The organism is Bradyrhizobium guangdongense, assembly GCF_006483445.1.
GTDB classification, from domain to species: domain Bacteria; phylum Pseudomonadota; class Alphaproteobacteria; order Rhizobiales; family Xanthobacteraceae; genus Bradyrhizobium; species Bradyrhizobium guangdongense_A.
On sequence record NZ_PPPT01000142.1, the window covers coordinates 1 to 23,383 of the forward strand.

At 63.4% G+C, this 23,383-nt stretch carries 19 protein-coding genes, 1 tRNA gene and 1 pseudogene; 15 read left to right on the top strand and 6 right to left on the bottom strand.

Translation table 11 applies throughout. The features are described from left to right. Positions 1-285, top strand: a pseudogene (locus tag C2U70_RS20290) (hypothetical protein); the annotation flags it as partial. A gap of 114 nt (positions 286-399) precedes the next feature. Beyond that, positions 400-1,182: a transglycosylase SLT domain-containing protein gene (locus tag C2U70_RS20295; RefSeq protein ID WP_140980197.1), complete on the top strand. Its 783-nt coding sequence runs from the start codon at positions 400-402 to the stop codon at positions 1,180-1,182. A gap of 260 nt (positions 1,183-1,442) precedes the next feature. Here the strand turns inward: C2U70_RS20295 and C2U70_RS20300 are convergent, their stop codons facing one another. The 3 genes from C2U70_RS20300 to C2U70_RS33800 all read right to left on the bottom strand — a co-directional run bounded on the left by C2U70_RS20300 (position 1,443) and on the right by C2U70_RS33800 (position 2,758). Continuing rightward, complete coding sequence (locus C2U70_RS20300) at positions 1,443-1,628, bottom strand: hypothetical protein (protein WP_140980198.1); 186 nt, start codon at positions 1,626-1,628, stop codon at positions 1,443-1,445. 177 nt (positions 1,629-1,805) lie between these two features. After that, positions 1,806-2,048 carry a hypothetical protein gene (locus tag C2U70_RS20305; RefSeq protein ID WP_140980199.1) on the bottom strand — a complete coding sequence of 81 codons (243 nt, stop codon included), beginning with the start codon at positions 2,046-2,048 and terminating at the stop codon, positions 1,806-1,808. A 290-nt stretch (positions 2,049-2,338) separates the two neighbouring features. After that, positions 2,339-2,758, bottom strand: a complete 420-nt coding sequence (locus tag C2U70_RS33800) for a DUF3551 domain-containing protein (protein WP_140980200.1) — start codon at positions 2,756-2,758, stop codon at positions 2,339-2,341. A 376-nt stretch (positions 2,759-3,134) separates the two neighbouring features. Here C2U70_RS33800 and C2U70_RS20315 point away from each other — a divergent pair, with 376 nt between their 5' ends. After that, a complete protein-coding gene (locus C2U70_RS20315) occupies positions 3,135-4,022 on the top strand; it encodes an SGNH/GDSL hydrolase family protein (protein ID WP_140980201.1) in 888 nt (295 codons plus the stop codon). A gap of 513 nt (positions 4,023-4,535) precedes the next feature. Further along, positions 4,536-5,210 (top strand): hypothetical protein, encoded by a 675-nt coding sequence (locus C2U70_RS20320; RefSeq protein WP_186294378.1) that lies wholly within the window; start codon positions 4,536-4,538, stop codon positions 5,208-5,210. A gap of 110 nt (positions 5,211-5,320) precedes the next feature. On the opposite strand, the gene C2U70_RS20325 is transcribed toward C2U70_RS20320, so the two are convergent. Then, positions 5,321-5,524: a hypothetical protein gene (locus C2U70_RS20325; protein WP_140980203.1), complete on the bottom strand. Its 204-nt coding sequence runs from the start codon at positions 5,522-5,524 to the stop codon at positions 5,321-5,323. A 71-nt stretch (positions 5,525-5,595) separates the two neighbouring features. Between C2U70_RS20325 and C2U70_RS20330 the strand changes: the two genes are divergently transcribed. The 5 genes from C2U70_RS20330 (at position 5,596) to C2U70_RS20355 (ending at position 9,816) form a co-directional block, all read left to right on the top strand. After that, positions 5,596-5,898 (top strand): hypothetical protein, encoded by a 303-nt coding sequence (locus tag C2U70_RS20330; RefSeq protein ID WP_140980204.1) that lies wholly within the window; start codon positions 5,596-5,598, stop codon positions 5,896-5,898. 772 nt (positions 5,899-6,670) lie between these two features. Continuing rightward, positions 6,671-7,777 carry a hypothetical protein gene (locus tag C2U70_RS20340; protein WP_140980206.1) on the top strand — a complete coding sequence of 369 codons (1,107 nt, stop codon included), beginning with the start codon at positions 6,671-6,673 and terminating at the stop codon, positions 7,775-7,777. Between the two features lie 453 nt (positions 7,778-8,230). Beyond that, positions 8,231-8,740: a hypothetical protein gene (locus C2U70_RS20345; RefSeq protein ID WP_140980207.1), complete on the top strand. Its 510-nt coding sequence runs from the start codon at positions 8,231-8,233 to the stop codon at positions 8,738-8,740. A 255-nt stretch (positions 8,741-8,995) separates the two neighbouring features. After that, the gene (locus tag C2U70_RS20350; protein ID WP_140980208.1) at positions 8,996-9,295 is read left to right on the top strand and encodes a hypothetical protein; all 300 of its coding nucleotides are present in this window, start codon (positions 8,996-8,998) and stop codon (positions 9,293-9,295) included. A 182-nt stretch (positions 9,296-9,477) separates the two neighbouring features. Next, complete coding sequence (locus C2U70_RS20355; protein WP_140980209.1) at positions 9,478-9,816, top strand: hypothetical protein; 339 nt, start codon at positions 9,478-9,480, stop codon at positions 9,814-9,816. 70 nt (positions 9,817-9,886) lie between these two features. On the opposite strand, the gene C2U70_RS20360 is transcribed toward C2U70_RS20355, so the two are convergent. After that, positions 9,887-9,963, bottom strand: a tRNA-Arg gene (locus tag C2U70_RS20360). A gap of 409 nt (positions 9,964-10,372) precedes the next feature. On the opposite strand from C2U70_RS20360, the gene C2U70_RS20365 reads away from it, so the two are divergent. From C2U70_RS20365 to C2U70_RS20390, 6 genes are all read left to right on the top strand, one after another. Continuing rightward, positions 10,373-15,577 (top strand): alpha-2-macroglobulin family protein, encoded by a 5,205-nt coding sequence (locus C2U70_RS20365; protein ID WP_140980210.1) that lies wholly within the window; start codon positions 10,373-10,375, stop codon positions 15,575-15,577. Between the two features lie 25 nt (positions 15,578-15,602). Then, on the top strand, positions 15,603-17,795 hold the full coding sequence (pbpC, locus tag C2U70_RS20370) for a penicillin-binding protein 1C (RefSeq protein WP_433960691.1): 2,193 nt from the start codon (positions 15,603-15,605) through the stop codon (positions 17,793-17,795). Positions 17,796-17,857: 62 nt separating this feature from the next. Beyond that, the gene (locus C2U70_RS20375; RefSeq protein ID WP_140980221.1) at positions 17,858-19,600 is read left to right on the top strand and encodes an ArnT family glycosyltransferase; all 1,743 of its coding nucleotides are present in this window, start codon (positions 17,858-17,860) and stop codon (positions 19,598-19,600) included. Then, a complete protein-coding gene (locus tag C2U70_RS20380) occupies positions 19,601-20,446 on the top strand; it encodes a phosphatase PAP2 family protein (RefSeq protein WP_140980212.1) in 846 nt (281 codons plus the stop codon). Positions 20,447-20,511: 65 nt separating this feature from the next. Continuing rightward, positions 20,512-21,243, top strand: a complete 732-nt coding sequence (locus C2U70_RS20385) for a glycosyltransferase family 2 protein (protein WP_433960692.1) — start codon at positions 20,512-20,514, stop codon at positions 21,241-21,243. Further along, positions 21,240-21,578: a lipid-A-disaccharide synthase N-terminal domain-containing protein gene (locus C2U70_RS20390; protein ID WP_140980213.1), complete on the top strand. Its 339-nt coding sequence runs from the start codon at positions 21,240-21,242 to the stop codon at positions 21,576-21,578. Before C2U70_RS20385 ends, C2U70_RS20390 begins: the two co-directional genes overlap by 4 nt. A 2-nt stretch (positions 21,579-21,580) precedes the next feature. Here the strand turns inward: C2U70_RS20390 and C2U70_RS20395 are convergent, their stop codons facing one another. After that, complete coding sequence (locus tag C2U70_RS20395) at positions 21,581-23,272, bottom strand: Na/Pi cotransporter family protein (RefSeq protein ID WP_140980214.1); 1,692 nt, start codon at positions 23,270-23,272, stop codon at positions 21,581-21,583. Between the last annotated feature and the right edge of the window lie 111 nt (positions 23,273-23,383).

Genomic DNA, 23,383 nt, shown 5'->3' on the forward strand with positions numbered 1-23,383 from the left:
GCCTATGCGCCGCCGCCGCCGGCCTATGCGCCGCCGCCGCCCCCGCCGCCGGCCGATCCCGGTGTGAGCGCGCTCGGCGGCGCCATCGTCGGTGGCGTGCTCGGCGGCCTGATCTCGGGCAATGCCACGGGTGCTGCCGCCGGCGCGGTCCTCGGCGGCGCGACCGGCGCCATTGCGGGCGCGACGGCCGCCTCGCAGCCCGGCTACTACTGGGCGCAGGGCGTCTGCTACTACCGCTATCCCAGCGGCCAGTATGTGCAGGCCGATCCCCGAGCCTGCTACTGAGATTTCAAGAGTCTGATCTGGAGCGAGGCGGGCAGGGACCCGCCTCGTTTGTTTTGTCGGGCGCATGCGCGCGCCCGACAAGCGTTGTTAACGCGTCGCGTCTATCAAACCTGCATGCGCAGGCGTTCGTCATGGACCGGATCTGTTGCGCCGCTGACGGTTACGGCGGTGCTCCTGCTGGCCGTGTGGCCGCTGCGCGCCGGCATGGCCGCCGATGGCGCGAGCTCCGTGGGCGGACGTGAAACCGGCGATCAACTGCCGGCGTCCGAGGCCGACCTTTATCCCGCGCAAGCCGCCGTGCGCGCCCTGATCGACAAGGAAACCGCGACGTCGAAACTGCCCGCCGACATTGCCGAAGCCGTCGTCTTCGTCGAGAGCCGCTATGAGTCGGACGTCACCGGCCGCGCCGGCGAAATCGGCCTGATGCAGATCAAGCTCGAGACGGCCGCCGGGTTTGGTTTCAAGGGCACGGCCGCCGAACTCGCCACGCCCGAGATCAACATCCATTACGGTGTGGCGCATCTCGCCAAAGCCTGGACGCTCGCGAAAGGCGATCTCTGCCGCGCCTTGATGACCTACCGCGCCGGTGACGATGAGGACGGCGTGGCGCCGCGCTCCGCCATCTACTGCAACCGGGTGCGCAATCGCCTGACGGCCATGAACTCCGCGTTCGCCGCGCCCACCAAGGGCACCGTGACATCAGTCGCAACGAAGGCCGTGACAACGGCGCCGTCCCGACCTGTCAGATCGCAGGCCTCGAAGCCGACCGACGTCTACGCGGTCTACAAGCGTGGCACGGCCGCCGCGAGCCGGGCCTACTGGGCCGCGCATGAGTCGCGCATCCGCGCCATCAAGGCGAGGGTGGAGGCTAAGCGACGACGGGTGGCTTCGCGCTAAGCGCGACGCCGGGCTTCAATGCTGAGGCTTTAGCGCAGCGGTTGAAATCCTGTTGCCGCGCACCCTGTCGCGCTGCACAACAAGTGCCCTAAATTTTGACTGGCTTTCCGCGCGGCTTCGCGGTTCTGATCAAAGAAAAAACAAGTCGACTGATTCGCGGGGGAAATGGACATGCTGGATGCCATCCAGATCAGCTTGGCGCTTTGGGTCATGATCGTTTGCGGGGCGATCAAGGCGATTCAAGCGATTCCGCTCCTGTTTTAGGAAACCAGCCAGCTAAAGGCTGAGAAGGCGATCCAGACCAGAACCCACATCCACGCCGTCATCGCCACGGCCATGATGACGAGATAGGCAACGCCGAACAGGTCGGGCAGCCTGCGGCGTGGCTTTGCCTCGGCCTGAGGGATCGCAGCTTCGGCTTCCGGTGTCATGGCTGAAAGGGCCATCTGGTTGTCGTCCCGCGCCCGCAAATATCCGGGGCAGCCCTGTGTAGCCGAGCGTAGCGCTACGGCATGTGACGCAATTCACACTTCCGACCTGAAAGATTTGCGCGGTGCACATCCACCGGCGCAGCGCGAGCGGCCGGCTAAGGACGTTGCTGATGAGGTCGGGACCGATCCCGGTTACTTCGATGCCTTCTGGATCTTGTGCGCGAGATGGCCGGTGTCATGGTCGCGGCGGAGCTGGCTCAGCGACGTCTCGTTCAACTGCAGCAGAACCGTGCTCAACGTTTCAGTCGCTGGATAGCCGGCTGCAAAGCCCGGTCCGTAGATCTTGCGCAGCGTGCCGAGCAGGGTGTTTCCGTGCTTGTGGCTGATCTCGCCATCGTGATTGCGGTGGCGATTGTCGAGACCTGACTTGCTCATGCCGCTCTCCCAAGCGTCCCCCCCCGGCGGCAAGCATCCTCCTTCCGGGAGGGAATGGCAATCAAATCGCATGGGGTGACGCGGATAGAGTCCGGGCTCGACTTGGGGGCGGGACAAACAAAACGCAAAAAACAACCCCATGCACAGTAGCCCCGGGGCGGGGGCACGGGGCCGGGGAGGGTTTGATTCGCATTTTCCGAAATTCGCTTGACCCGTCGGGCAAATCACCGCTATATTGCCATCATTGCACAAGCCGCAAGAATTCCGCGCCCCAGGCCCCACGCGCCCCGTCACATGTAGCGATGCACACTCCTGAGGAATTCTTCCTTCTCGCCCGGCGCGTAGCCCTGGCAAGCACCATAATACGCTTCCGGTTGATCGCACGGTGAGGGCCGCTTGCGCGCCGACGGCTTTGGTGCCGCGTACGATCTGGTCGCGGCGGGGGGCGGGAATCCTGGTCCCACCTGGCCACGATAGCGTTGTTTGTTTGCTTTCGGGCCCGCGTAATACGGGTTGAGGACGCACATCTGACCGTTGGCCGACGCTCTGCACTGCGCCATCGATGTGAAGTTGCATCGATAGTAGGGGGTGATTCCCATGGAGACGACGTACAGGCAAACGGGAAAAGCCGGATCATAGGTTTGAGCCCGGGCATGCCCCGCTGTCAGGGCGATGCTCACCGTCAAAACCGTCAAAGCCCATGCGCGCATTGGAACCTCCTCCAACTTGCCCGACACCGATGCCCTCAGACCGCAAAGCGTGTTGATCCAGGTCAATCTACGCAGAATAGGGTCACGCGCGTGCAGAAGCGCGCCGCACCCTCAAGTGAGAAACGGTCATTGCTGTGGCAGCGGTATCTCGCCAAGGTAGCATCGAGACATAAAATAACGGTGGGATTGTGAGATGGTTCACAGCCGCCCCCTGCGCACGTCCTATCATTCCCTGGCGAGGAAACGGGTCGACGGCGGTACGCCGGAGAGGGCGCGATGACGGCGATCGACCTGCTCCCATTGCATCAACGCGACGAAAATCAACGGTCAGCCGTCCTGGAACAGTCTGACGGCGGTCCGATGAGGGGAGGAACCGATGGCCGACGATGTCTTCATCCAGGAGCAAACGAGACGGCGGATCGACGAGGACATCGCAAAGCGCGTCCTCATCCACAAGGCCAACATCGCCCGTCTCACCGCAGCCCGGGCAAGCGCGAAGAGCCTGAACGTGCAGGTCATCAATCGTCCGCTCGTGATGCTGGCGGTCGGCGATTCCTGGTTCGACTATCCGCTCACCGGAAACGGCCTTCCGCTCGTCGACACCGACGTGATCGCGCAGCTTCGCAGGATCGGTGCAATGCCCCCGACCATCCTCAATCTCGCCCATCATGGCGACGCCGCGGTCGACGAGATGTCGCTGCCCAAGCAGGAACGCATGATCGCGGCGCTGACCGACCCCTCCAACTGGATCGACGGCAAGCCCGACGCCATCCTGTTTTCGGCCGGTGGAAATGACATCGCCGGCGACCAGTTCTGCATCTTCCTCGATTTCAACGACGGCCACGTCTCTGGCCTCAATCAGGACCGCTTCCAAAAGTCGCTCGGGGTGGTCGAGGCCTGCTATCTCGAGCTGTTCGCACTGCGCGATCGGCTGGCCCCCGGCGTGCCGATCTTCGGCCATTGCTACGACTTTGCGATCCCGAACGGCTCCCATCCGCCCTGCGCGGGTCCGTGGCTGAAGCCGTCGCTCGACTTCTGCAACTGGTCGGTTGCGAAGGGCAAGGTGATCGTGCACGAGGCACTGGCGACGTTTCGCGTCATGCTCGCGCGGCTCGCAGCCGACGCCGCCAACAATTTCCACATGGTCGACACCCAGGGCACGCTGACATCGGCAGAATGGGCGAACGAACTCCATCCCATTCCCAGCGGTTTCAACAAGATCGCACAGAAGTTTGCCGACGTTCTCGCGACGAAGATCGTCTAGGGAGACGGATTGTGAGCGACGCGGAACGCGGAAACCTCTGCTCTGATCGCATCGACAAAGGACACCGGCGGCGCGACGTGGGGAGGCAGCATTGAAAGGGCTCGGACTCGCTGCGACGGTTGGAATCGTTCTGGGAGTGGCGATGCTTTGGTGGGTCCGGCCGGACACCAATGCCGGAGCAACGGTCATCCTGGTCACAACCACGCTCCTCTGCCTGTTAGCAGGGATGATCCTGCAGGCGATTGGCGGCTGGGCTCGCGCCAGGTTCAATCGTGGAGGACAGCTATGAGAGCGCCTGCGATATCTGGATTGGTGCTGTTACTCATGTCCTGGTCGTTTCCTGTCGCAGCTCAGGGAATAGCTCCGCGACCTTCGCCCGAACCTCGACCCTGTCCCTGGGATGAACCCGGCTGCCGTGCCGGACACGTCGAAGCTCCCGGTGCGGGAGCAGGGACGTCTATCAGCAAGGCCGGCCATGACATTGGAAAAGCTCTGCATGACACGCTTCAGGACGTGATGGAGACCCTGGAAAGACCAGGAGCAGGCAGCGCCGGTCAAAGTGCCACTGGAAGCGACTCGACAAGGCCCCTCTTGCCTGTCCGTGCGTTCCTTGCTGCAAAGGATATTCCGCCGGCCAAGGCTGGCGCCTACGGGCTGGTCGCCCTTCATTCCAAGCCAACCGCTGCCAGCAGGTCGAAGCTGCTGATGGTTTGCAAGGCATTCATCGCGTTCTTTCCCCGCAACGAAACAGCATCGGTCCCCGTCGAGGACCAGATGTTTACGGTATGGCCGGTCGACGATCCAACGAACCGGCAGGTGAAGAACGACGATTGCGATTTTGTGCTGGATCACTATGACTTGGTGGCGTCTCAGCTAGCCATGGCCGACGCTCGAAAGCAGAAGGCGAGTTTCGAAGGGGCGGGCCCCTATCTCGTCGGATGGTCTCCTTCGAGGGCACGAGGGATCCCGGATGCCCTCGTGCTTGTCGTGGACATGTCGTCGGACAACAATCAAGCCGACATCGACAACAAGTTTCGGTTCTGGAAGACCAAGATTGTCGAGAATCCCTCGCTGTGGCGTAACGGCTGGTCGGTGGAAGGCGTGCGCGCGGCAATTCATAATTTCGCTGATCAGTACGGTCAGGCGATCCTCGATGCGATCAAATTGATCGGGGACAAGAAGTCGTAGGGGCGACGGTTGTAAGCGGAAGGCGGCCGTCATTCAGACCAAGGATGGGGGGCTCCAGCGAAACCAGTTGCGCACGCTCCGTCCGTCAGCTCGCTCCGGAGCGCCGCAGGCTAACGGTGATAACCCGTGAAGAGATGAACGATGGCGACGCCGATGCGCCGCGTATTCGGAAAGGCGCCCGACAATTCGGCCAGCGTCAGAAAGAACAGACCGTAGAAATAGGCTGGATAACGCTGCTCGAAGGACAACAGCGGCGCGGCGAAGGCCTTGCAATCCCGATGGGTCACCTCATCGTGAAACTTGTGGCTTGCCATGCGCTGTTGAGACTTCAGTAACCTAACGCCTCCACTCTCAGCTCAGTATCGTTGCGTTGGAGTACCCCACAGTGCTGGATTTTGACGAGCTGCGTGAACTCGCAGCCGATGTGCGTGTTTTTGTCGACGTCGCCGAAGACAAGGCGGAGGCGCTGAGGGCCGTCGTCGCGGCCTACGACGTGGTGCTGGCGATCTTCCCCTCCGAGGAGGGTATGGGCCTTCACGTCGTCAAAGGCGGCGAGATCCTGGACAGGATCGCAACATCGCGGACGCATGCGATGTACAGTCATACGGCCATCGCGGTGCCCGACCTGGAGCATGCGGAAGTGCTCAAGCGCCTGACGGCCCCGGTCGAGCAACGGATTGCAGCTTAGGGACAGACGGCGACCTTGCCGACCTCGCCATTGGGCAGTACGCGGCCGGCCGATCTGCCGCGCGCCAAAGGTGATTTTGGTCGGACGGTCAGACATCACATCCCGCTGAATTGAGCGATCGTGAAGCCCCCGGCACTTGGGGATGATTGACGGCCGAACCACATGTCTGGCTGGCAATGCGCGATTGGAAACAGCGATGACGCGGTCCGTTTTGGCCTTGGGCCTATTGCTTGCTCTGAGTGCCGCGGGGAACGCCGCCACGGTGCACCGCACGGCACCGCCATTGCGCGCGCGCCAGCAAGCATTCGTTCCCCCCGTTGCTCCCGGTCAGGGCGTGGCGACCCCCGGTTTCGCCGTCCCGGGTTGGACCGACGAGGCCACCCGGCGATGGATGGACAGCAACACCGCCTGCTCAGGCTGTGGCGGATAGCCCGCCACCCTGCAGCCTCTTTGGCTACGGTGATAGTGCATTCAATCGCTGATTTCGCCCACCGCTTCAATTTGGCTCGTTAGACCGCGTTCAAGTTGATTGAATGCACCCATTCAATTGCTGATTTCGCTAACCGCTTCAATTCAGCTCCATTAGACTCCCTGAAATGGGTGTCACAGTAATTATCGTGTCTCACTTCGGGTGCAGTCCAGGACTGTCACCGTAGTCACCAACCTCGGATGCCGGAACGATCAAGCAATCCGAACGCGTGCGTGGATTGACAAATGCAATTTATGCGGGGAAGTTGTTGGCGTTTACCGGCTTTGCTGGGCAATCCATAAAATGCGTTCGCCGCTTCTGGAATTTCTCGGACCGATCTTCGTTGCTGTAGTAGTTGGCTTTGTCAGCTTGGTCCTGCCCACCCCGGCGGGAGGATCCGTATTCAAGCGATGGCTGACTGCAATTGTCGCAATTACCTTGGGCCTTGCACTGTACTTGCTTGAATTCTTGACCGATTGGCGTCTTCAAGACGCGCTCCGGAATACTATGGGGGAACTATATTGCCATTACGTTGGACACGCTTCGAAGTGCAATATTTTTGATGCGGACACAAGCGGCAGCGACGCCGTGAAAGCACGCCCTTCAAACCCAGAACCTAATCGGCCTTCTTCATTCGAAGAGCAGAAAGTGCGAGACGCCGATGCGAAGGCTGCTTCAGAGCGCCAGGCGAAGGTCGAAGCAGAGCGCAGGGCCAAAGAAGAGATGGAGCGCCGCGCAATAATTGAGGCCGATCGTAGGAGAATTGCGAGAGAATCCGAGCGACAATTGGCGGAGCAGCGTCAGGCTGAAAGTGAGGCACAGCGCATCGAGGGCGAGCGCCTCGATCTCGAAAAGCAGGCTGCGGCGGAAGAGAAGAATTTGCAGCCACGATTGACGGCTGCACTGGCAACCGCGCAGCGCGCACGTGCCAGCCAGGCTGCGCAAATTCGCGCCCTCTTTGCGTGCCCAAAGGTTGTCCAAGGGAAAGGCTTTCTCTTCATTGCCGCAGTTCCACTAATTGCAACGAATGAAGCCAATCGAAAGGAGTTGCTGGATAAGAAGCCGGCTATGCTGGGACCTTCCGTTGCGCTGCTCCAGGAACCGGAAGATGTTCTTAGTGCGATATCAGCAGGCAAGCTCATGAGTTATTCCGGATTGTACGACGTCTCGATTGGATTTGACCAATCGAGCCGAACGATCATTTGGCGCGATCGCACAGGCCCTGCCTTGCTGAAGGTCGAGAACACCAAACTGATAGGATTCAACTACCGTGTCGGTCTTCGACTGGCTGGAGCAGAAATATTCTGGACTGCGAGTTCATATCCCGCCGAATTGAACCACAATAGCTGCTGGAGTTTATTGCCCCTGGTCGCAAATGACACAGCTGCAATAGCAACTGAGGGGCCATAGCAAACTGGCTTTCGCGTCATCGCATATCCCGGTTCAGCTGCATAGAAACTGAATCATGCCACCCCGATTTTCTTGATGACCTTGCAGAAGCGCTGAAGGCTTTGGCTATTCAAATCCGTAAACGTGGATAGTTGGCGCCGCGATGCGGCGGGCTGTACCTGATGACGGTCCATCCCGTCGTCAATCTGCGGTCTGCGAACTTAAAAGGAGCTCTGCCGGCTTTGTCGCCGTCGAGACAAGGCGCTTGAGCGCGTAGGGTAGAGCTCTTGCGAAACCCATCGCCAGCATCGGGGCGGTCAAGTGAACGCCGTCATTGCGCGCATATTGACGTGACGCTGCAGTGTTCGTTCCACCGCCGACGTCAAGGTGAATAGCTTGATGGGTTTCGCTTCGCTCTACCCATCCTGCGAGCTATACTGCGGAGCTTCAAACTACGTCACTTGTGAGGCGATAATGGGAGACCGTGTTGAAATTCATTTAGCAATGGGAGCGTTCATAACCGAGTGCTCGAATCTAGAGAACATGCTCATTTCAATGATCATATTCACGAATGCTAGTAAGAGCTTCGAAGAGGTATATCTAGAAATGCTTGATAAGACGTTCGGTGCTCGAATCAGAGAATTCAAGAAGGCGGCTGCACTCTACGATTTTTCGGCAGAGCAGCGCGTTAGCCTCGATGAGATCTTTGCTGACCTAGACTCCATTCTTCCGAAGAGAAATTTTATCGTCCATGGGACCACGATGGAAATGGGAGTGGGCGACGGACCGATCGTCGCTTACCGGGTCGGTGCACCAAAAGGCAACATTCATTATCTGAATGAGGTAATCTCGTCGACAGGACAAGCAGCTCACGTCTTCACTGCCGAGCGAATCCGGCAGGTCACGACGGAGTGCATGAACATTGCTGGGCGTCTCGGTCCGATCTTGAACTTCATGGTCAATAAGCTGGTCGAGCGGCCATAGCGTCACCCCAACTGTGCGTCAACCTGCTGCGCGAGTGTCTTTCTAAGGGGGCCCATAATTTAGCAGACTGCTGAGTATCTTCGCCCGCTCGAACATCGCCGTGGTGGAACGGTTTGCGTCAGCTTGCCTTCGACAGATCGAGGCTGTCTGAGTTTTCTCACATGCTTGCTTGCGCGCTCTTACTTGGCAGTGTGAAGCAAAGTTGTGTCGCAAAGTTGGGTGAGGCAACGTCAATCGTTTGTCGGGGAGGCATCGATGGGAAAACCGGAAGAGCCTTACATTCTTATGGTCGTAGAAACGTATACTGAAAGTGGTGGTGGTCTGCACGGAGATCTTCACGTCCGGCCGATCGCCGGTCAATCGATATCGGCTAATTTGCGGGTGCGTTTCCCGAAGGCGCTAAGACGTGCGCATCCACTTGGCACGCGTTTCCTAGTCTACGCCAAATTGACGGACAAGGACGGCGGAAACGATTTTGTTCATACAAACCATGCTTGGGACATCCAGGTGCTTGGACCACCACCAGCTGGAGATGATTTGAAGTATAAGAAATAGCCAGCGCGGCCGCTGCACACAAAAATGCGCTGGCATGCTCTTGCAAGCGCGAGTCAAGTCTTAGGAACCCGTGCCGAAGACAGGTATCTGGTCTCGCGGAAATTCGAGGCCTAACGGGCAAAAAGGCTCGCAATCCCGCCTGAATTTGGTGGAACCCTTCGAACTTTCCAAGGAGGTCACCAATGCTGAAGAAGTCAGCGCCGCTTAAACTTTCCGTCAAGCGCGAGCCGGTAAGGGAGCACAGCTTCAGTGCCGTAAGGACATTCGATGCGACCCTATCGACGGATCACAATGGCCCGCCCTACGACAACCAGTGGCTCCGACTCAGCTTCGTGACGGAGCTGACCGGTCTTAAGGCGAGCCGCTTCGATGCGGCAATTTACCCAAGGCATTTCGCGCAGGTCGCGCAAATGATGGTCGATGCAGATCCGGTAGCGGCTATTCGCGCATTTGGCGCCGCGATGCAGACTGCGGGGATCGAGCGAGATCAAACACCCGTGGGTGATGACGTCGCCGCCTAAGGGGACGACCTATTTTCAGTGTGCATTGTTTTGGCGTCGTCCTCAAGCATCTGGAAATCATTGAAATAGCTGGCGATCCCGGCAGGATTCGAACCTGCAACCCTCAGAGTAGAAATCTGATGCTCTATCCAGTTGAGCTACGGGACCGTGGAAGCGGCCCGCTTGTGAGGGGCCGAGGCGGCTTCTAGCACGCCACATATGAAAAATCCGCGTGGTCGCCAAGTCCGGACCGAACCGTTTTCCTCATGCCAGCGACAAACCGGAACGGTGGAGTGTCAGGGTGACGGCTCCCGCGGTTCTTGGTCTGGACGACGGATAACGTCGCCGGAGCTCTGAACCCGGTCCGGGACATTGCTGCCGGTCGGCTGGTCAGGTCACGGCCTGCGCCCTTGGACGGGATGCGCGGCGGTATCTTGATCGGTCTCCTCTGGGCCTGTCTGCCATGGCGCATGCGACGTTTTGCTATTCTGGTTCCATCGCCTTGAGTCCGTCACCATTTCGCGCATTTCATCATTGCCGACGCGGCGTTGGTCCGCGGTCGTCCGGGAGTCCCATCATGAACGGTCTGGTTCGCGCCGCTATCGTTTGCGCAACGCTTTTGCTTGGCCTCGCGACGGCCTCAGCCGCCGACAAGGCCTTCAAGCGCGACGATCTCGCCGATTCCGCGATCAAGCTGGAGGCGCAGATCAAGAGCGAGGCGGGGCCGGTCGCCAAGTCCAACGCGACGCTGCGCTCGGACGCCGACGCCGCCTTCAAGCGCAATGATTACCGCAGCGGCCTGTCGATCCTCGGCCAGATCGCCGCTGTGACCCCCGACGATGCCGGCAACTGGCTCCGCCTCGCCCGCGTCATCTTCCAGATCTCGCCCAAGAGCTCGAGCGAGCAGACCTTCCTTCTGGAGCGCGCCTCGACCGCGGCCTACATCGCCTATCAGCGCGCCGGCAATCCGGGCGAGGAGGCCGATGCGCTCGCGGTGCTCGGCAAGGCGTTGTCCGAACGCAAGCTGTGGCGGCCGGCGCTTGATACGATGCGGATGTCGCTCGACCTGCGCGAGGTCGCTGAAGTCCGGGGTCCCTACGAGAAGCTGCGCGACGAGCACGGCTTCCGCCTGCTCGACTACACCGTGGATTCCGACTCGGCGAGCCCGCGCGCCTGCTTCCAGTTCTCGGAGGAACTCGCCAAGCGCACCGATTTTGCGCCGTTCCTGGCGCTGGCGGGCCAGGACAAGCCGGCGCTGACGGCGGAGGGCAAGCAGCTCTGCGTCGACGGGTTGAAGCATGGCGAGCGCTACAACGTCAATTTGCGCGCCGGCCTGCCGTCCACGGTGAAGGAAGGCCTGCCGAAATCGGCCGAGTTCAACATCTACGTCCGCGACCGCAAGCCGTTCGTGCGCTTCACCAGCCGCGCCTATGTGCTGCCGAAGACCGGCCAGCGCGGCATTCCCGTGGTCAGCGTCAACACGCCCTCGGTGAACATCAGTGTCTACCGGATCGGCGACCGCAACCTGATCAACACGGTCGTGGACAGCGATTTCCAGAAGACGCTGTCGAAATACCAGCTCAGCGATCTCGGCGACGAGCGCGGCGTCAAGGTGTGGTCCGGCGAGCTCGCGACCGCGATGACGCTGAACCAGGACGTCACCACGGCATTCCCGGTCGACCAGGCGCTCGGCGAGCTCCAGCCCGGCGTCTACGTGATGACGGCGGCCGCCAAGGGCCCGGGCTCTGACGACGAGTACCAGCTCGCCACCCAATGGTTCATCGTCTCCGATCTCGGCGTCACGGCCTATTCGGGCAATGACGGCATCCACGTCTTCATCAACTCGCTGGCCTCGACCGATCCGGTTGGCAAAGCCGAGGTGCGGCTGGTTGCCCGCAACAACGAGATCCTGGCGACACGCAAGACCGACGAGAGCGGCCATGTGCTGTTCGAGGCGGGCCTGGCGCGTGGCGAGGGTGGCCTGTCGCCGGCGATGCTGACCGTGTCAGGGGAGAAGGCCGACTATGCCTTCCTCAGCCTGAAGACGAGCGCGTTCGATCTCAGCGATCGCGGCGTCGCCGGGCGCGTCGTGCCGGCGGGTAGCGACGCCTTCGTCTATGCCGAGCGCGGCGTCTATCGCTCCAGCGAGACCGTCTATCTCACAGCGCTGCTGCGCGACGGGCAGGGCAATGCCGTCACCGGCGGTCCGCTGACGCTGGTGATCGAGCGTCCCGATGGCGTCGAATTCCGCCGCGCCGTGCTGCCCGACCAGGGCGCCGGCGGCCGCTCGCTGGCCGTGCCGCTCAACTCGGCCGTTCCGACCGGCACCTGGCGCGTGCGCGCCTTCACCGACCCGAAGGGCTCCTCGGTCGGCGAGACCACCTTCATGGTCGAGGACTACGTCCCCGATCGCATCGAATTCGACTTGTCGTCCAAGGACAAGCTGATCAAGGCTCAAGCTCCGGTGGAACTGAAGGTCGACGGTCATTTCCTCTATGGAGCGCCGGCCTCGGGGCTGACGCTTGAAGGCGACATGCTGGTCGCGCCGGCGTCTGAGCGCCCCGGCTTTGCCGGCTACCAGTTCGGCGTGGCCGACGAGGAGACCGCCTCCAACGAGCGCACGCCGCTCGAGGGCTTGCCGGAATCCGATGCCAATGGCGTCGCGACCTTCCCGGTGACGCTGGACAAGCAGCCGACCTCGACGCGTCCGCAGGAAGCGCAGATCTTCGTCCGCATGGCGGAGACGGGCGGACGCGCGGTCGAGCGCAAGCTCGTGCTGCCGGTGGCGCCCGCGGCCGCGATGCTCGGCGTCAAGCCGCTGTTCGGCGACAAGAGCGTGGCCGAAGGTGACAAGGCCGAGTTCGACGTCGTGTTCGTCTCGCCGGAGGGCAAGACGCTGCCGCGCGACGGGCTGCGCTACGAGCTGCTCAAGATCGAGTCGCGCTATCAATGGTATCGCCAGAACAATTACTGGGAGTATGAACCGGTCAAATCGACCGCGCGCGTCGCCGATGGCGAGCTCGTGGTCGCCGCCGACAAGCCGTCGCGCATCACGCTGACGCCGAGGCCCGGCCGCTACCGGCTGGATGTGAAGTCGAACGACACGGATGGTCCCGTGACGTCGGTGCAGTTCGACGTCGGCTGGTATTCTGACGGGTCCGCCGATACGCCGGACCTGCTGGAGACCTCGATCGACAAGCCGCAATACGCATCCGGCGATACCATGACGGTGTCGGTCAATGCGCGCTCGGCCGGCAAGCTGACCATCAATGTGCTGGGCGATCGCCTGCTGACGACGCAGACCGTCGACGTGAGGGAAGGTACCGCCCAGGTCAAGTTCACGGTCGGCAAGGACTGGGGCACCGGCGCCTATGTGGTGGCGACCTTGCGCCGTCCGCTCGATGCGGCCGCGCAGCGCATGCCGGGCCGTGCGATCGGGCTGAAATGGTTCGGCATCGACAAGCAGACGCGGACGCTGGCCATGAAGCTGTCGCCGCCCGCGCTGATCCGGCCCAATGCGATGCTGAAGATTCCGGTCAAGCTCGAAGGTCTCAATCCGGGCGAGGACGCAAAAATCGTCGTCGCCGCCGTCGATGTCGGCATTCTCAATTTGACCAACTACAAGCCGCCGGCGCCGGATGATTACTATCTGGGACAGCGGCGCATGACCTCGGAGATCCGCGATCTCTATGGGCAGCTCATCGACGGCATGTCGGGTACGCGCGGCCAGATCAAGTCCGGCGGCGACGCCGGCGCGGCCGAGCTGCAGGGCTCGCCGCCGGCGCAGAAGCCGCTGGCGCTCTATTCGGGCATCGTGACTGTTGGCGCCGACGGCACGGCGGAAGTCTCGTTCGACATTCCCGAGTTCGCCGGCACCGCGCGCGTCATGGCTGTCGCGTGGACCGCGACAAAGCTCGGCCGCGCCAATATCGACGTCGTGATCCGCGATCCCGTGGTGCTGACGGCGACGCTGCCGCGCTTCCTCCTCAATGGCGACCACGGCACGGTCAATCTCGAGATCGATAATGTCGAGGGGCAGGCCGGCGACTACAAGATCAGCGTCAAGACGGGTGGTCCGGTGAAGATGACCGGCAATCCCGCGACGACGGTGAAGCTCGCCGCCAAGCAGCGCAACTCGTTCTCGCTTGCGCTGGACGCGACCGCGGCGGGGCAGGCAACCCTCGACGTCGACATCACCGGGCCGAACGGCCTGGCGCTGGCGCGGCACTACGCGCTCGACGTCAAGGCGGCGACGCAGGTGCTGGCGCGGCGCTCGATCCGGACCTTGGCGAAGGGCGAGAGCCTGACGCTGACGTCGGACATGTTCTCCGACCTCGTGCCGGGCACCGGCAGCGTCTCGGTCTCGGCGTCGCTCTCGACCGCGCTCGATGCCGCGACGATCCTGAAGGCGCTCGACCGCTATCCCTATGGCTGCTCGGAGCAGATCACGAGCCGCGCCATGCCGCTGCTCTATGTCAACGAGCTCGCGGCCGGTGCGCATCTCGCCATGGACACCGAGGTCGACCAGCGCATTCGCGACGCGATCGAACGGCTGCTGGCCCGGCAGGGCTCCAACGGCTCGTTCGGCCTGTGGTCGGCGGGCGGCGAGGACGCCTGGCTCGATGCCTACGTGACCGACTTCCTCACCCGCGCCCGTGAAAAGGGTTTTGTGGTGCCGGATGTGCTGTTCAAGAACGCGCTCGACCGCATCAGGAACTCGGTGGTGAACGCCAACGAGCCGGAGAAGGATGGCGGACGCGATCTCGCCTACGGCCTCTACGTGCTCGCCCGCAACGGCGCGGCCCCGATTGGTGATCTCCGCTATCTTGCCGACACCAAGCTCGGCAACCTCGCAACGCCGATTGCGAAGTCGCAGCTTGCCGCCGCGCTGGCGCTGGTCGGCGACCGCAACCGTGCCGAGCGGGTCTATGGTGCCGCGCTCGACAGTCTCGCGCCAAAACCGGCGCTGGAGTTCGGCCGCACCGATTACGGCTCGCAGTTGCGCGACGCTGCGGCACTGGTCTCGCTTGCGAGTGAAGGCAATGCGCCGAAGGCGACGCTGACGCAGGCCGTGACCCGGGTCGAGACCGCGCGCGGGCTGACGCCCTACACCTCGACGCAGGAAAATGCGTGGCTGGTGCTGGCGGCGCGTGCGCTCGCCAAGGAGAACCTGTCGATGGAGGTGGACGGCCAGCCGGTCAAGACCGCGCTCTATCGCAGCTACAAGTCGGTGACGCTGGAGGGCAAGCCGCTGAAGATCACCAACACCGGCGATGCCCCGGTGCAGGCGGTGGTCTCGGTGTCGGGCTCGCCGGTGACGCCGGAGCCCGCGGCTTCCGCCGGCTTCAAGATCGAGCGCAGCTACTTCACGCTCGACGGCAAGCCGGCCGATATCAAGCAGGTGAAGCAGAACCAGCGCTTTGCCGTGGTGCTGAAGATCACCGAGGCCAAGCCGGAATATGGGCACATCATGGTGTCGGACTATCTGCCGGCGGGTCTCGAGATCGACAATCCAAAACTGGTCTCGTCAGGCGACAGCGGCACGCTCGACTGGATCGAGAACGGCGAGGAGCCCGAGGATACCGAGTTCCGCGACGACCGCTTCACGGCGGCAATCGACCGCGCCTCGGATTCGGAAGCCGTGTTCACCGTTGCCTATGTCGTGCGCGCGGTTTCGCCGGGTAAATACGTATTGCCGCAGGCCTATGTCGAGGACATGTACAATCCCTCGCGCTATGGTCGCACGGGGACGGGCACGGTCGAGGTGCGGGCGGCGAAGTGATGGTGGTGAACGGGCGTAACGACGCATGACCGAAACGGCGCCACAAACTCAGTCGTCATGCCCGGGCTTGTCCCGGGCATCCACGACCTTTGATGCTGCGGCCAAGAACGTGGATGGCCGGGACAAGCCCGGCCATGACGGAGCGCGGGGCAGGGGACATCGTGCTCTCTCAGCCGTCGCGCTCATGTTCATCCTCGCCATCTGCAGCTTCGTCGGCTGGGTCATCTCCCTCGGTCCGCTGCCGCTGGACGAGGCGCGGCAGGTCTCGACCACGATCGTGGACCGCAACGGAAAGCTGCTGCGCGCCTATGCGATGAATGACGGACGCTGGCGGTTGCCGGTCGATGCCAAAACCGCCGCCGATCCGACCTACCTGAAGCTGCTGTTCGCCTACGAGGACCAGCGCTTCAATGCGCATCGCGGCGTCGATCCGCTGGCGATGGGGCGCGCCGCACTCCAGTTCGGCACACGCGGCCACATCGTGTCGGGCGGTTCGACCATCACGATGCAGCTCGCGCGGCTGATGGAGCCGCGGCGGCAGCGCTCGCTGCACGCCAAGCTCAGGCAGATGGTGCGCGCGATCGAGCTCGAGCGAACGCTGACGAAGGAGCAGATCCTCGATCTCTATCTCACGCTGGCGCCCTATGGCGGCAATCTCGAGGGTATCCGCGCCGCATCGATCGCCTATCTCGGCAAGGAGCCGAAGCGGCTGTCGCTCGCGGAAGCAGCACTCTTGGTGGCGCTGCCGCAGTCGCCGGAGACGCGCAGGCTCGATCGTTTTCCCGATGCAGCAAGAAAAGCCCGCGATCGCGTGCTCGATCGCATGGTCGAGGAACACCAGATCAGCGCCGACGACGCCAGGCAGGCCAAGGCCGTGCCGGTGCCGACGCTGCGCAGGCCGATGCCGATCCTGGCGCCGCATGCCTCCGATGCCGCGCTCAACACGGTCAGGGACACGCCGATCATCAAGCTGACGCTCGATGCGACCTTGCAAAAGGTGCTCGAGCCGCTCGCGCATGACCGCGCGCTGGCGCTGGGGCCAAATATTTCCGTCGGCATCATCGCCGTCGACAATGAGAGCGGCGACGTGCTCGCGCGCGTGGGCTCGGCGGATTATTTCGACGAGACGCGGGCAGGGCAGGTCGACATGACCCGCGCGCTGCGCTCGCCGGGCTCGACGCTAAAACCCTTCATCTACGGGCTCGCCTTCGAGGACGGCTTTGTCCATCCCGAAAGCCTGATCGACGATCGTCCGGTGCGCTTCGGCTCGTATGCGCCGGAAAATTTTGACATGACTTTTCAGGGCACCGTGCCCGTGCGCAAGGCGCTGCAACTGTCATTGAATGTGCCGGCGATCGTGCTGCTCGATCGCGTCGGCGCGAGCCGGCTGGCCTCGCGGTTGCGGCAGGCCGGCGGCAATCTGGTGCTGCCGAAGGACGAGGCGCCCGGTCTCGCCATGGGCCTCGGCGGCGTCGGCGTGACATTGCAGGATCTCGCCCAGCTCTATGCCGGCTTTGCCCGGCTCGGCACGACAAAACCGCTGCGCGAGGTCATTGCGGCCAAAGACGATCGCGAACCGCTGCGGCTGCTCGATCCCGTCGCGGCCTGGCAGGTCGGCAATGTGCTGCTGGGCACGCCGCCGCCGGAGAACGCCGCCCACAACCGCATCGCCTTCAAGACCGGCACGTCCTACGGCTATCGCGATGCCTGGTCGGTCGGTTTCGACGGCCGCATGACCATCGCCGTCTGGGTCGGCCGGCCCGACGGCGCCCCGGTTCCCGGCCTGATCGGCCGGACGGCGGCGGCACCCATCCTGTTCGATGCGTTCGCCCGCTCCGGCAAGCTGCCGGCGGCGCTGCCAAAACCGCCGAAGGGCACGCTGGTTGCCAGCAATCCCAAGCTGCCATTGCCGCTGCGGCGGTTCCGCCCGGTGGGGGAACTCGTCCGCGCCGGCGGCGAGCAGGCGCCGCACATCCAGTTCCCGCTCAACGGTTCCCGGATCGACGTCGATCGTTCCGGCGGGGTCGAGGCGGCCGCCATGCCGGTCAAGGTCGCCGGCGGGGTGCTGCCGATGACGATTCTGGTCAATGGCACGGCGTCAGGCGAGATCGGCAGCCGGCGCCAGCGCCTGATCGATCCGCCCGGCCCGGGCTTTGCGCGCCTCACCGTGATCGATGCCACTGGCGCCGCGGACACAGTCGTCATTCGAATTCAATGACACCTCCCTAGGCAGTTGCCTAAGCGGTTGTCGGGATGGCGGTTTCAGCGTATGCGGAACCGATGGTCGAGACCTATGCCCGCCCCCGTTTTGGAGCGCCGCGCGAGCCGAAAACCCCCGTCAATCCGGGCAGCCGGCTCGCGGGCCTGATCGATATCGTCACCGCCAGCAACGGCCGCGCGGTGGGCTTTCTGCTGGTCTTCGCGCTGCTGATCTTCCTGCCCGGGTTCTTCACGATTCCGCCCATCGACCGCGACGAGCCGCGCTTCGCGCAGGCCACCAAGCAGATGGTCGAGAGCCGCGACTATGTCGACATCCGCTTCCAGGAAGATGTCCGCTACAAGAAGCCGGTCGGCATCTACTGGCTGCAGACGATCGCGGTCGACACGGCATCCGCGCTCGGCCTGCCGCGGGCAGAACTGCGCATCTGGGTCTATCGGCTGCCGTCCCTGTTGGGCGCCATCGGCGCCGTGCTGATGACCTATTGGGCCGCGCTCGGCTTCGTCACGCGCCGCGCCGCGATTCTGGCCGCGCTGATGATGTGCGCCTCGGTCTTGCTCGGCGTCGAGGCGCGGCTTGCCAAGACCGATGCGATGCTGCTGCTCACCGTGGTCTCGGCGATGGGCGCGATGGCGCGGGTCTACTTGTCGTGGCAGCGCGGCGAGGACGAGGCGCATCCGCCCTGGACGTACCCTGCGATCTTCTGGACCTCGATCGCCGCCGGCATCCTGCTCAAGGGTCCGCTGATCCTGATGTTCGCTGGGCTCACCATCATTGTGCTCGCGATCCAGGACCGCGATTCCTCCTGGCTGTGGCGGCTGCGGCCGCTCTGGGGCCTGATGTGGACGCTGGTGCTGGTGCTGCCGTGGTTCATCGCGATCTTCTGGAAGGCGGGCGAGGCGTTCTTCCAGGATTCCGTCGGCGGCGACATGTTGAGCAAGCTCGGCGCACAGGAATCCCATGGCGCACCGCCCGGCCTTTATCTGCTGCTGTTCTGGGTCACGTTCTGGCCGGGCGCACCGCTGGCGGCGATGGCGGCGCCTGCGGTCTGGCGCGCGCGCCGCGAGCCAGGCGCGCAATTCCTTCTGGCCTGGCTGATCCCGTCCTGGATCGTGCTCGAGGCGGTGTTGACGAAACTGCCGCACTATGTGCTGCCGCTGTACCCGGCGATCGCGATCCTCACGGCCGGCGCGGTCGAGCGGCGGGTGCTGTCGCGCTCCTGGCTGATGCGCGGCGCCGCCTGGTGGTTCCTGATCCCCGTGCTCGGCTCGATCATCGCCGTCATCGGTGCCGTCATGCTGACGCGACAGCCGGCGTTTGCGGCATGGCCGTTCATCGCGGCGGCGCTGATTTTCGGCCTGTTCGCCTGGTGGCTCTACGACAACAACCGCGCCGAGCGTTCGCTGCTCAACGCGATGGTCGCCGCCTTGATGCTTGCATTCGCAATCTATGGCGTGGTGCTGCCGTCGCTGACCCCGCTGTTCCCGAGCCAGGAGATCGCACGCGCGCTGCGCAACGTGACCTGTGTCGGGCCGAAGGCCGCAGCCGCAGGCTATCACGAGCCGAGCCTCGTCTTCATGACGGGAACGTCGACGCTGTTGACCGATGGCTCGGGGGCAGCCGACTTCCTCAAGCAGGGACGCTGCCGCTACGCGCTGGTCGAGCAGCGCTCCGAACGCAGTTTTGCGCAGCGCGCCGAGGCGATCGGCCTGCATTACAAGGTCGGCGCGCGGGTGGAGGGCTATAATTTCTCGCAAGGGCGCGCGATCTCGATTTCGATCTTCCGCTCCGAGGGTACTGAGTAGATGTCCGCGCCGGCCGAAATCCAGCATCGCCCGAGCTATCCGGTTCAGGTGCTCGCGGTCGCCGGACGCTCGCTGGCGCAGCTCGTGCGCACGCCGTCGCATTCGCGCCGCGCCGAGGCCGCGCGCAAGATGGCGCGGCATTGGCTCTATCTCGCTGCGACGGGGGCGGTGCTGATCATCGTGCTGATGCTGCTGCTCGACAAGACCGAGATCGAGCTGATGCCGCCGCGGGGTACACCGAGCCTGTGGCCGATCCGCATTCTCACCGATTTCGGCAAGGACAATTATGTGCTGTTGGCGCTGGCCGCAGCGCTGGCGGTCGTGGCGCTGATCGCAGCCGCCAAGCACGGCACGTCGCGCGCGCTGTGGCTCGGCCTCGGCACGCGCCTGCAATTCCTGCTTCTGTCAGTCGGCGTCTCCGTGCTGATCGGCGAGGTGCTGAAATACACCATCGGCCGCGGCCGCCCCTTCGTCGGCGGCAAGGCCAATCCTTACAACTTCATCCCGTTCCAGGGTACGGAGGCGCATTTCAGCCTGCCGTCGGGCCATGCGGTCACGGCGTTCGCGCTGGCCTTCGCGGTCAGCGCGCTATGGCCGCGCCTACGCGTCTTCATGTTCACCTACGCGATCGTGATCGTGCTGACGCGGCTGGTGCTGCTGGCCCATCATCCGAGCGACGTCGTGGCCGGCGCGCTGGTCGGCATCGTCGGCGCCATGGCGGTCCGTTACTGGTTCGCCGCACGGCGGCTCGGCTTCGCCATTCAAGGCGACGGCACGATTTTGGCCCTTCCGGGGCCGGGTTTGGGCCGCTTCAAAAGGGTTGCCCACAGCCCATCCGCCCCATAAAAGCGGCTGCCTGCCGTCCGGACCGGTTCCTCCCGCGGGCTCATTTCAAACCCACGAGCACACCAGTGTTGTCCTCCCCAGCGGTTTCCATTGTCGTCCCCGTGCGCAACGAGGCCGACAACATCGCGCCCCTGATCGAGGAGATCACGGCTGCGCTCGACGGCCGCTGGGATTACGAGATCATCTACGTCAATGACGGCTCGACCGATGCCACCGGCGAACGGCTGGGCGCGCTGATGCAACAGCGCAGTAATCTGCGTCAGCTCCGCCACGCCAAATCCGGGGGACAGTCCGCCGCGGTGCGCAGCGGCGTGCGCGCGGCACGCGGGAAAATCGTGGCGACGCTCGACGGCGACGGCCAGAACAATCCGGCTTTCCTGCCCGACCTGATCGCGGCGGTCGAAAAGGCTGACAGCGTCGGCCTCGCCGCCGGCCAGCGCGTCGGCCGCAAGGACACCGGCTTCAAGAAACTGCAATCTCGCGTCGCCAACGGCGTGCGCAATGCGATCCTGAAGGACGGCACCCGCGACACCGGCTGCGGGCTGAAGGCGTTCCGGCGCGAGGTGTTCCTGATGATGCCCTATTTCGATGGCTTGCATCGCTTCCTGCCGGCGCTGGTGCGCCGCGAGGGCTTTGACATCGCCTATGTCGACGTGATCGACCGGCCGCGCCGCTCCGGCGTGTCCAATTACGGCTTCTTCGACCGGCTCTGGATCGGAATCATGGATCTCGCCGGCGTGTGGTGGCTGATCCGCCGCAAGAAGCCGACCCCCGAAGTAACCGAGGTCAAGGCATGATCATTCAATACGGTCAGGCGCTGAGCAATTATCTGTACGACGTCTTCGTCGCCAAATTCGATTTCTGGCTGGCGTTCGGCCTGGTCGCGCAATTGTTCTTCACGGCGCGCTTCCTGGTGCAGTGGATCGCGAGCGAGCGGGCCGGCAACAGCGTGGTGCCGATGGCGTTCTGGTTCTGCTCGATGGGTGGCGGGCTGATGACGCTGGTCTATGGCGTCGTCAAGCGCGAGCCCGTCATCATCCTCGGCCAGTCGCTGGCAACCATCATCTACATCCGCAACATCATGCTGATCCTGAAAAACCGCGGCCGCGCCTCGCAGACGCTGGATCGGTGATCCTAGCGCGGCAGCGCCGAGGCTGCACCTGAGGCGGGCAGGGCGGCAGGCTCCGCTTCGGTCCTTCGATAGGGCTGGCCGGCGGCATCCAGCGCCGAATAGGCCACCGAGCAGATATGCGAGTGGATGCGGCGGAGATCGCGCAGTACGTCGAGATGCAGCGACGTTGTCTCGATGGTCTCCGGGCGGCCCTCGCGCAGGCGGTCGAGATGGCGCTCGATCGCGGCGAGCTCGGTGTTGCGCAGCGAGGCCTTCTCGACCAAGAGCTTGCGCGCCTCGTTGGCATCTCCCGACATGAACACGCCGAAGGCGATGCGCAGCGATTCCATGGTCCGCTTGTGGAAGGCGGCGAGCTCCTCGGCGCCCTCGGCCGAGAACTGGAAGCGGCGCTTGATTTTCTTGGTCGCGAGCTCGCTCAGATTTTTGTCGATGATGTCGCCGATATGTTCGAGGTTGATCGCGAAGGAGACGATCTCCATCGCGCGCCGTCCCTCGCTCTCATCGAGGCTCCCGCGCGTCAGCTTGGTGACATAGAGCTTGATGGCTTCATCGAGGCTGTCGACGATGTTGTCGGTCTTGGAGACCTGATCGACGAGCGCTCGGTCGTCGGTCATCATTGCCGCCATCACCTTGCGCAGCATGACCTCGACGAGGTCGCCCATGCGCAGCACCTCGCGCGCGGCGTCGGCCAGCGCCAGCGACGGCGTCTCCAACGCGCTTTCGTCGAGATAGCGTGGGCGCGACGCATCGGACTCCTGCACGCGCGCCGGCAGGAGCCAGGTCAAAAACCGCGCCGAAAAGTCGAGCAGGCCGATGAACAGCACGGCCGTGGCGACGTTGAAGGCGATGTGGAAGATCGCCGTCGCCTTGGCGGCGTCCGGCTGCCAGCCGCGCAGCAGATCGGCGATCGGATGCAGGAACGGCAGCACCAGCGCAATGCCGATGACGCGGTTGATGAGATTGCCGACCGGCAGGCGATAGCTCGTGGGATCCTCGCGCCGCGCGCCCTCGAAGACGGGGTTGATGGCGCTGCCGAGATTGGCGCCCAGCACCAGCGCAAGGGCTGCCTGCGGCGAGATGAACTGCGAGAAGGCCAGCGACATGATCAAGAGCACGCTGGCGACGCTGGAATGCACCGCCCAGGTGATGACGGCTGCGATGATGACGCAGAGGATCGGATCGCCTGTGATCGCCGCCATGAAGACGCGCACGCCCGGCGCGTTCTCGGCCGGTGCCAGCGTGTCGAGCAAAATGTGCAGGGACAGCAGCATCAGCCCGAGGCCGATCGAGACGCGGCCGATATCCTTGATGCGCGAGCGCGGACCGGAGCGGAACGCGACGAGGCCGATCACGAACAGGACGGGTGCTACCGCTGCGATGTTGAACGACAGCACCTGCACGATCAGCGTGGTGCCGACATTGGCGCCCAGCATGATGGCGAGTGCCGCGACCAGGCTGACGAGCCCTTCGGCCGCGAAGGAACTGGTGATGAGGGCGGTCGCCGTGCTGCTCTGGAGGAGCGCAGTGAGGCCGAGCCCGGCGGCAAAGGCACTGAAGCGGTTGCTGAGCGCCTTGCCGAGGAGCCGGCGGAGGTCCGGACCGAAGGCGCGCAAAATCCCGCTGTGGACCATATGCAGGCCCCACAGCAGCAGCGCAACGCCGCCCATCAGGTCGAGGAGTACCAAGCTTCCCATGCTCCGTCTCCGGAATGGAGTCGAAGGATCAGGCTACCCCCAAATGTCCCGGGATCAATCCCTTTGTTCGCAAGGGGTTGCGTTAACCTTTGCAGCCGCACGCGCCTTGGG

Coding starts and splice junctions, on each gene's coding strand:
- C2U70_RS20295 (WP_140980197.1), top strand. CDS start 400: ATGCGCAGGCGTTCGTCATGGACCGGATCTGTTGCGCCGCTGACGGTT.
- C2U70_RS20300 (WP_140980198.1), bottom strand. CDS start 1,628: ATGGCCCTTTCAGCCATGACACCGGAAGCCGAAGCTGCGATCCCTCAG.
- C2U70_RS20305 (WP_140980199.1), bottom strand. CDS start 2,048: ATGAGCAAGTCAGGTCTCGACAATCGCCACCGCAATCACGATGGCGAG.
- C2U70_RS33800 (WP_140980200.1), bottom strand. CDS start 2,758: ATGCGCGCATGGGCTTTGACGGTTTTGACGGTGAGCATCGCCCTGACA.
- C2U70_RS20315 (WP_140980201.1), top strand. CDS start 3,135: ATGGCCGACGATGTCTTCATCCAGGAGCAAACGAGACGGCGGATCGAC.
- C2U70_RS20325 (WP_140980203.1), bottom strand. CDS start 5,524: ATGGCAAGCCACAAGTTTCACGATGAGGTGACCCATCGGGATTGCAAG.
- C2U70_RS20340 (WP_140980206.1), top strand. CDS start 6,671: ATGCGTTCGCCGCTTCTGGAATTTCTCGGACCGATCTTCGTTGCTGTA.
- C2U70_RS20345 (WP_140980207.1), top strand. CDS start 8,231: ATGGGAGACCGTGTTGAAATTCATTTAGCAATGGGAGCGTTCATAACC.
- C2U70_RS20350 (WP_140980208.1), top strand. CDS start 8,996: ATGGGAAAACCGGAAGAGCCTTACATTCTTATGGTCGTAGAAACGTAT.
- C2U70_RS20355 (WP_140980209.1), top strand. CDS start 9,478: ATGCTGAAGAAGTCAGCGCCGCTTAAACTTTCCGTCAAGCGCGAGCCG.
- C2U70_RS20365 (WP_140980210.1), top strand. CDS start 10,373: ATGAACGGTCTGGTTCGCGCCGCTATCGTTTGCGCAACGCTTTTGCTT.
- pbpC (WP_433960691.1), top strand. CDS start 15,603: ATGACCGAAACGGCGCCACAAACTCAGTCGTCATGCCCGGGCTTGTCC.
- C2U70_RS20375 (WP_140980221.1), top strand. CDS start 17,858: ATGGTCGAGACCTATGCCCGCCCCCGTTTTGGAGCGCCGCGCGAGCCG.
- C2U70_RS20380 (WP_140980212.1), top strand. CDS start 19,601: ATGTCCGCGCCGGCCGAAATCCAGCATCGCCCGAGCTATCCGGTTCAG.
- C2U70_RS20390 (WP_140980213.1), top strand. CDS start 21,240: ATGATCATTCAATACGGTCAGGCGCTGAGCAATTATCTGTACGACGTC.
- C2U70_RS20395 (WP_140980214.1), bottom strand. CDS start 23,272: ATGGGAAGCTTGGTACTCCTCGACCTGATGGGCGGCGTTGCGCTGCTG.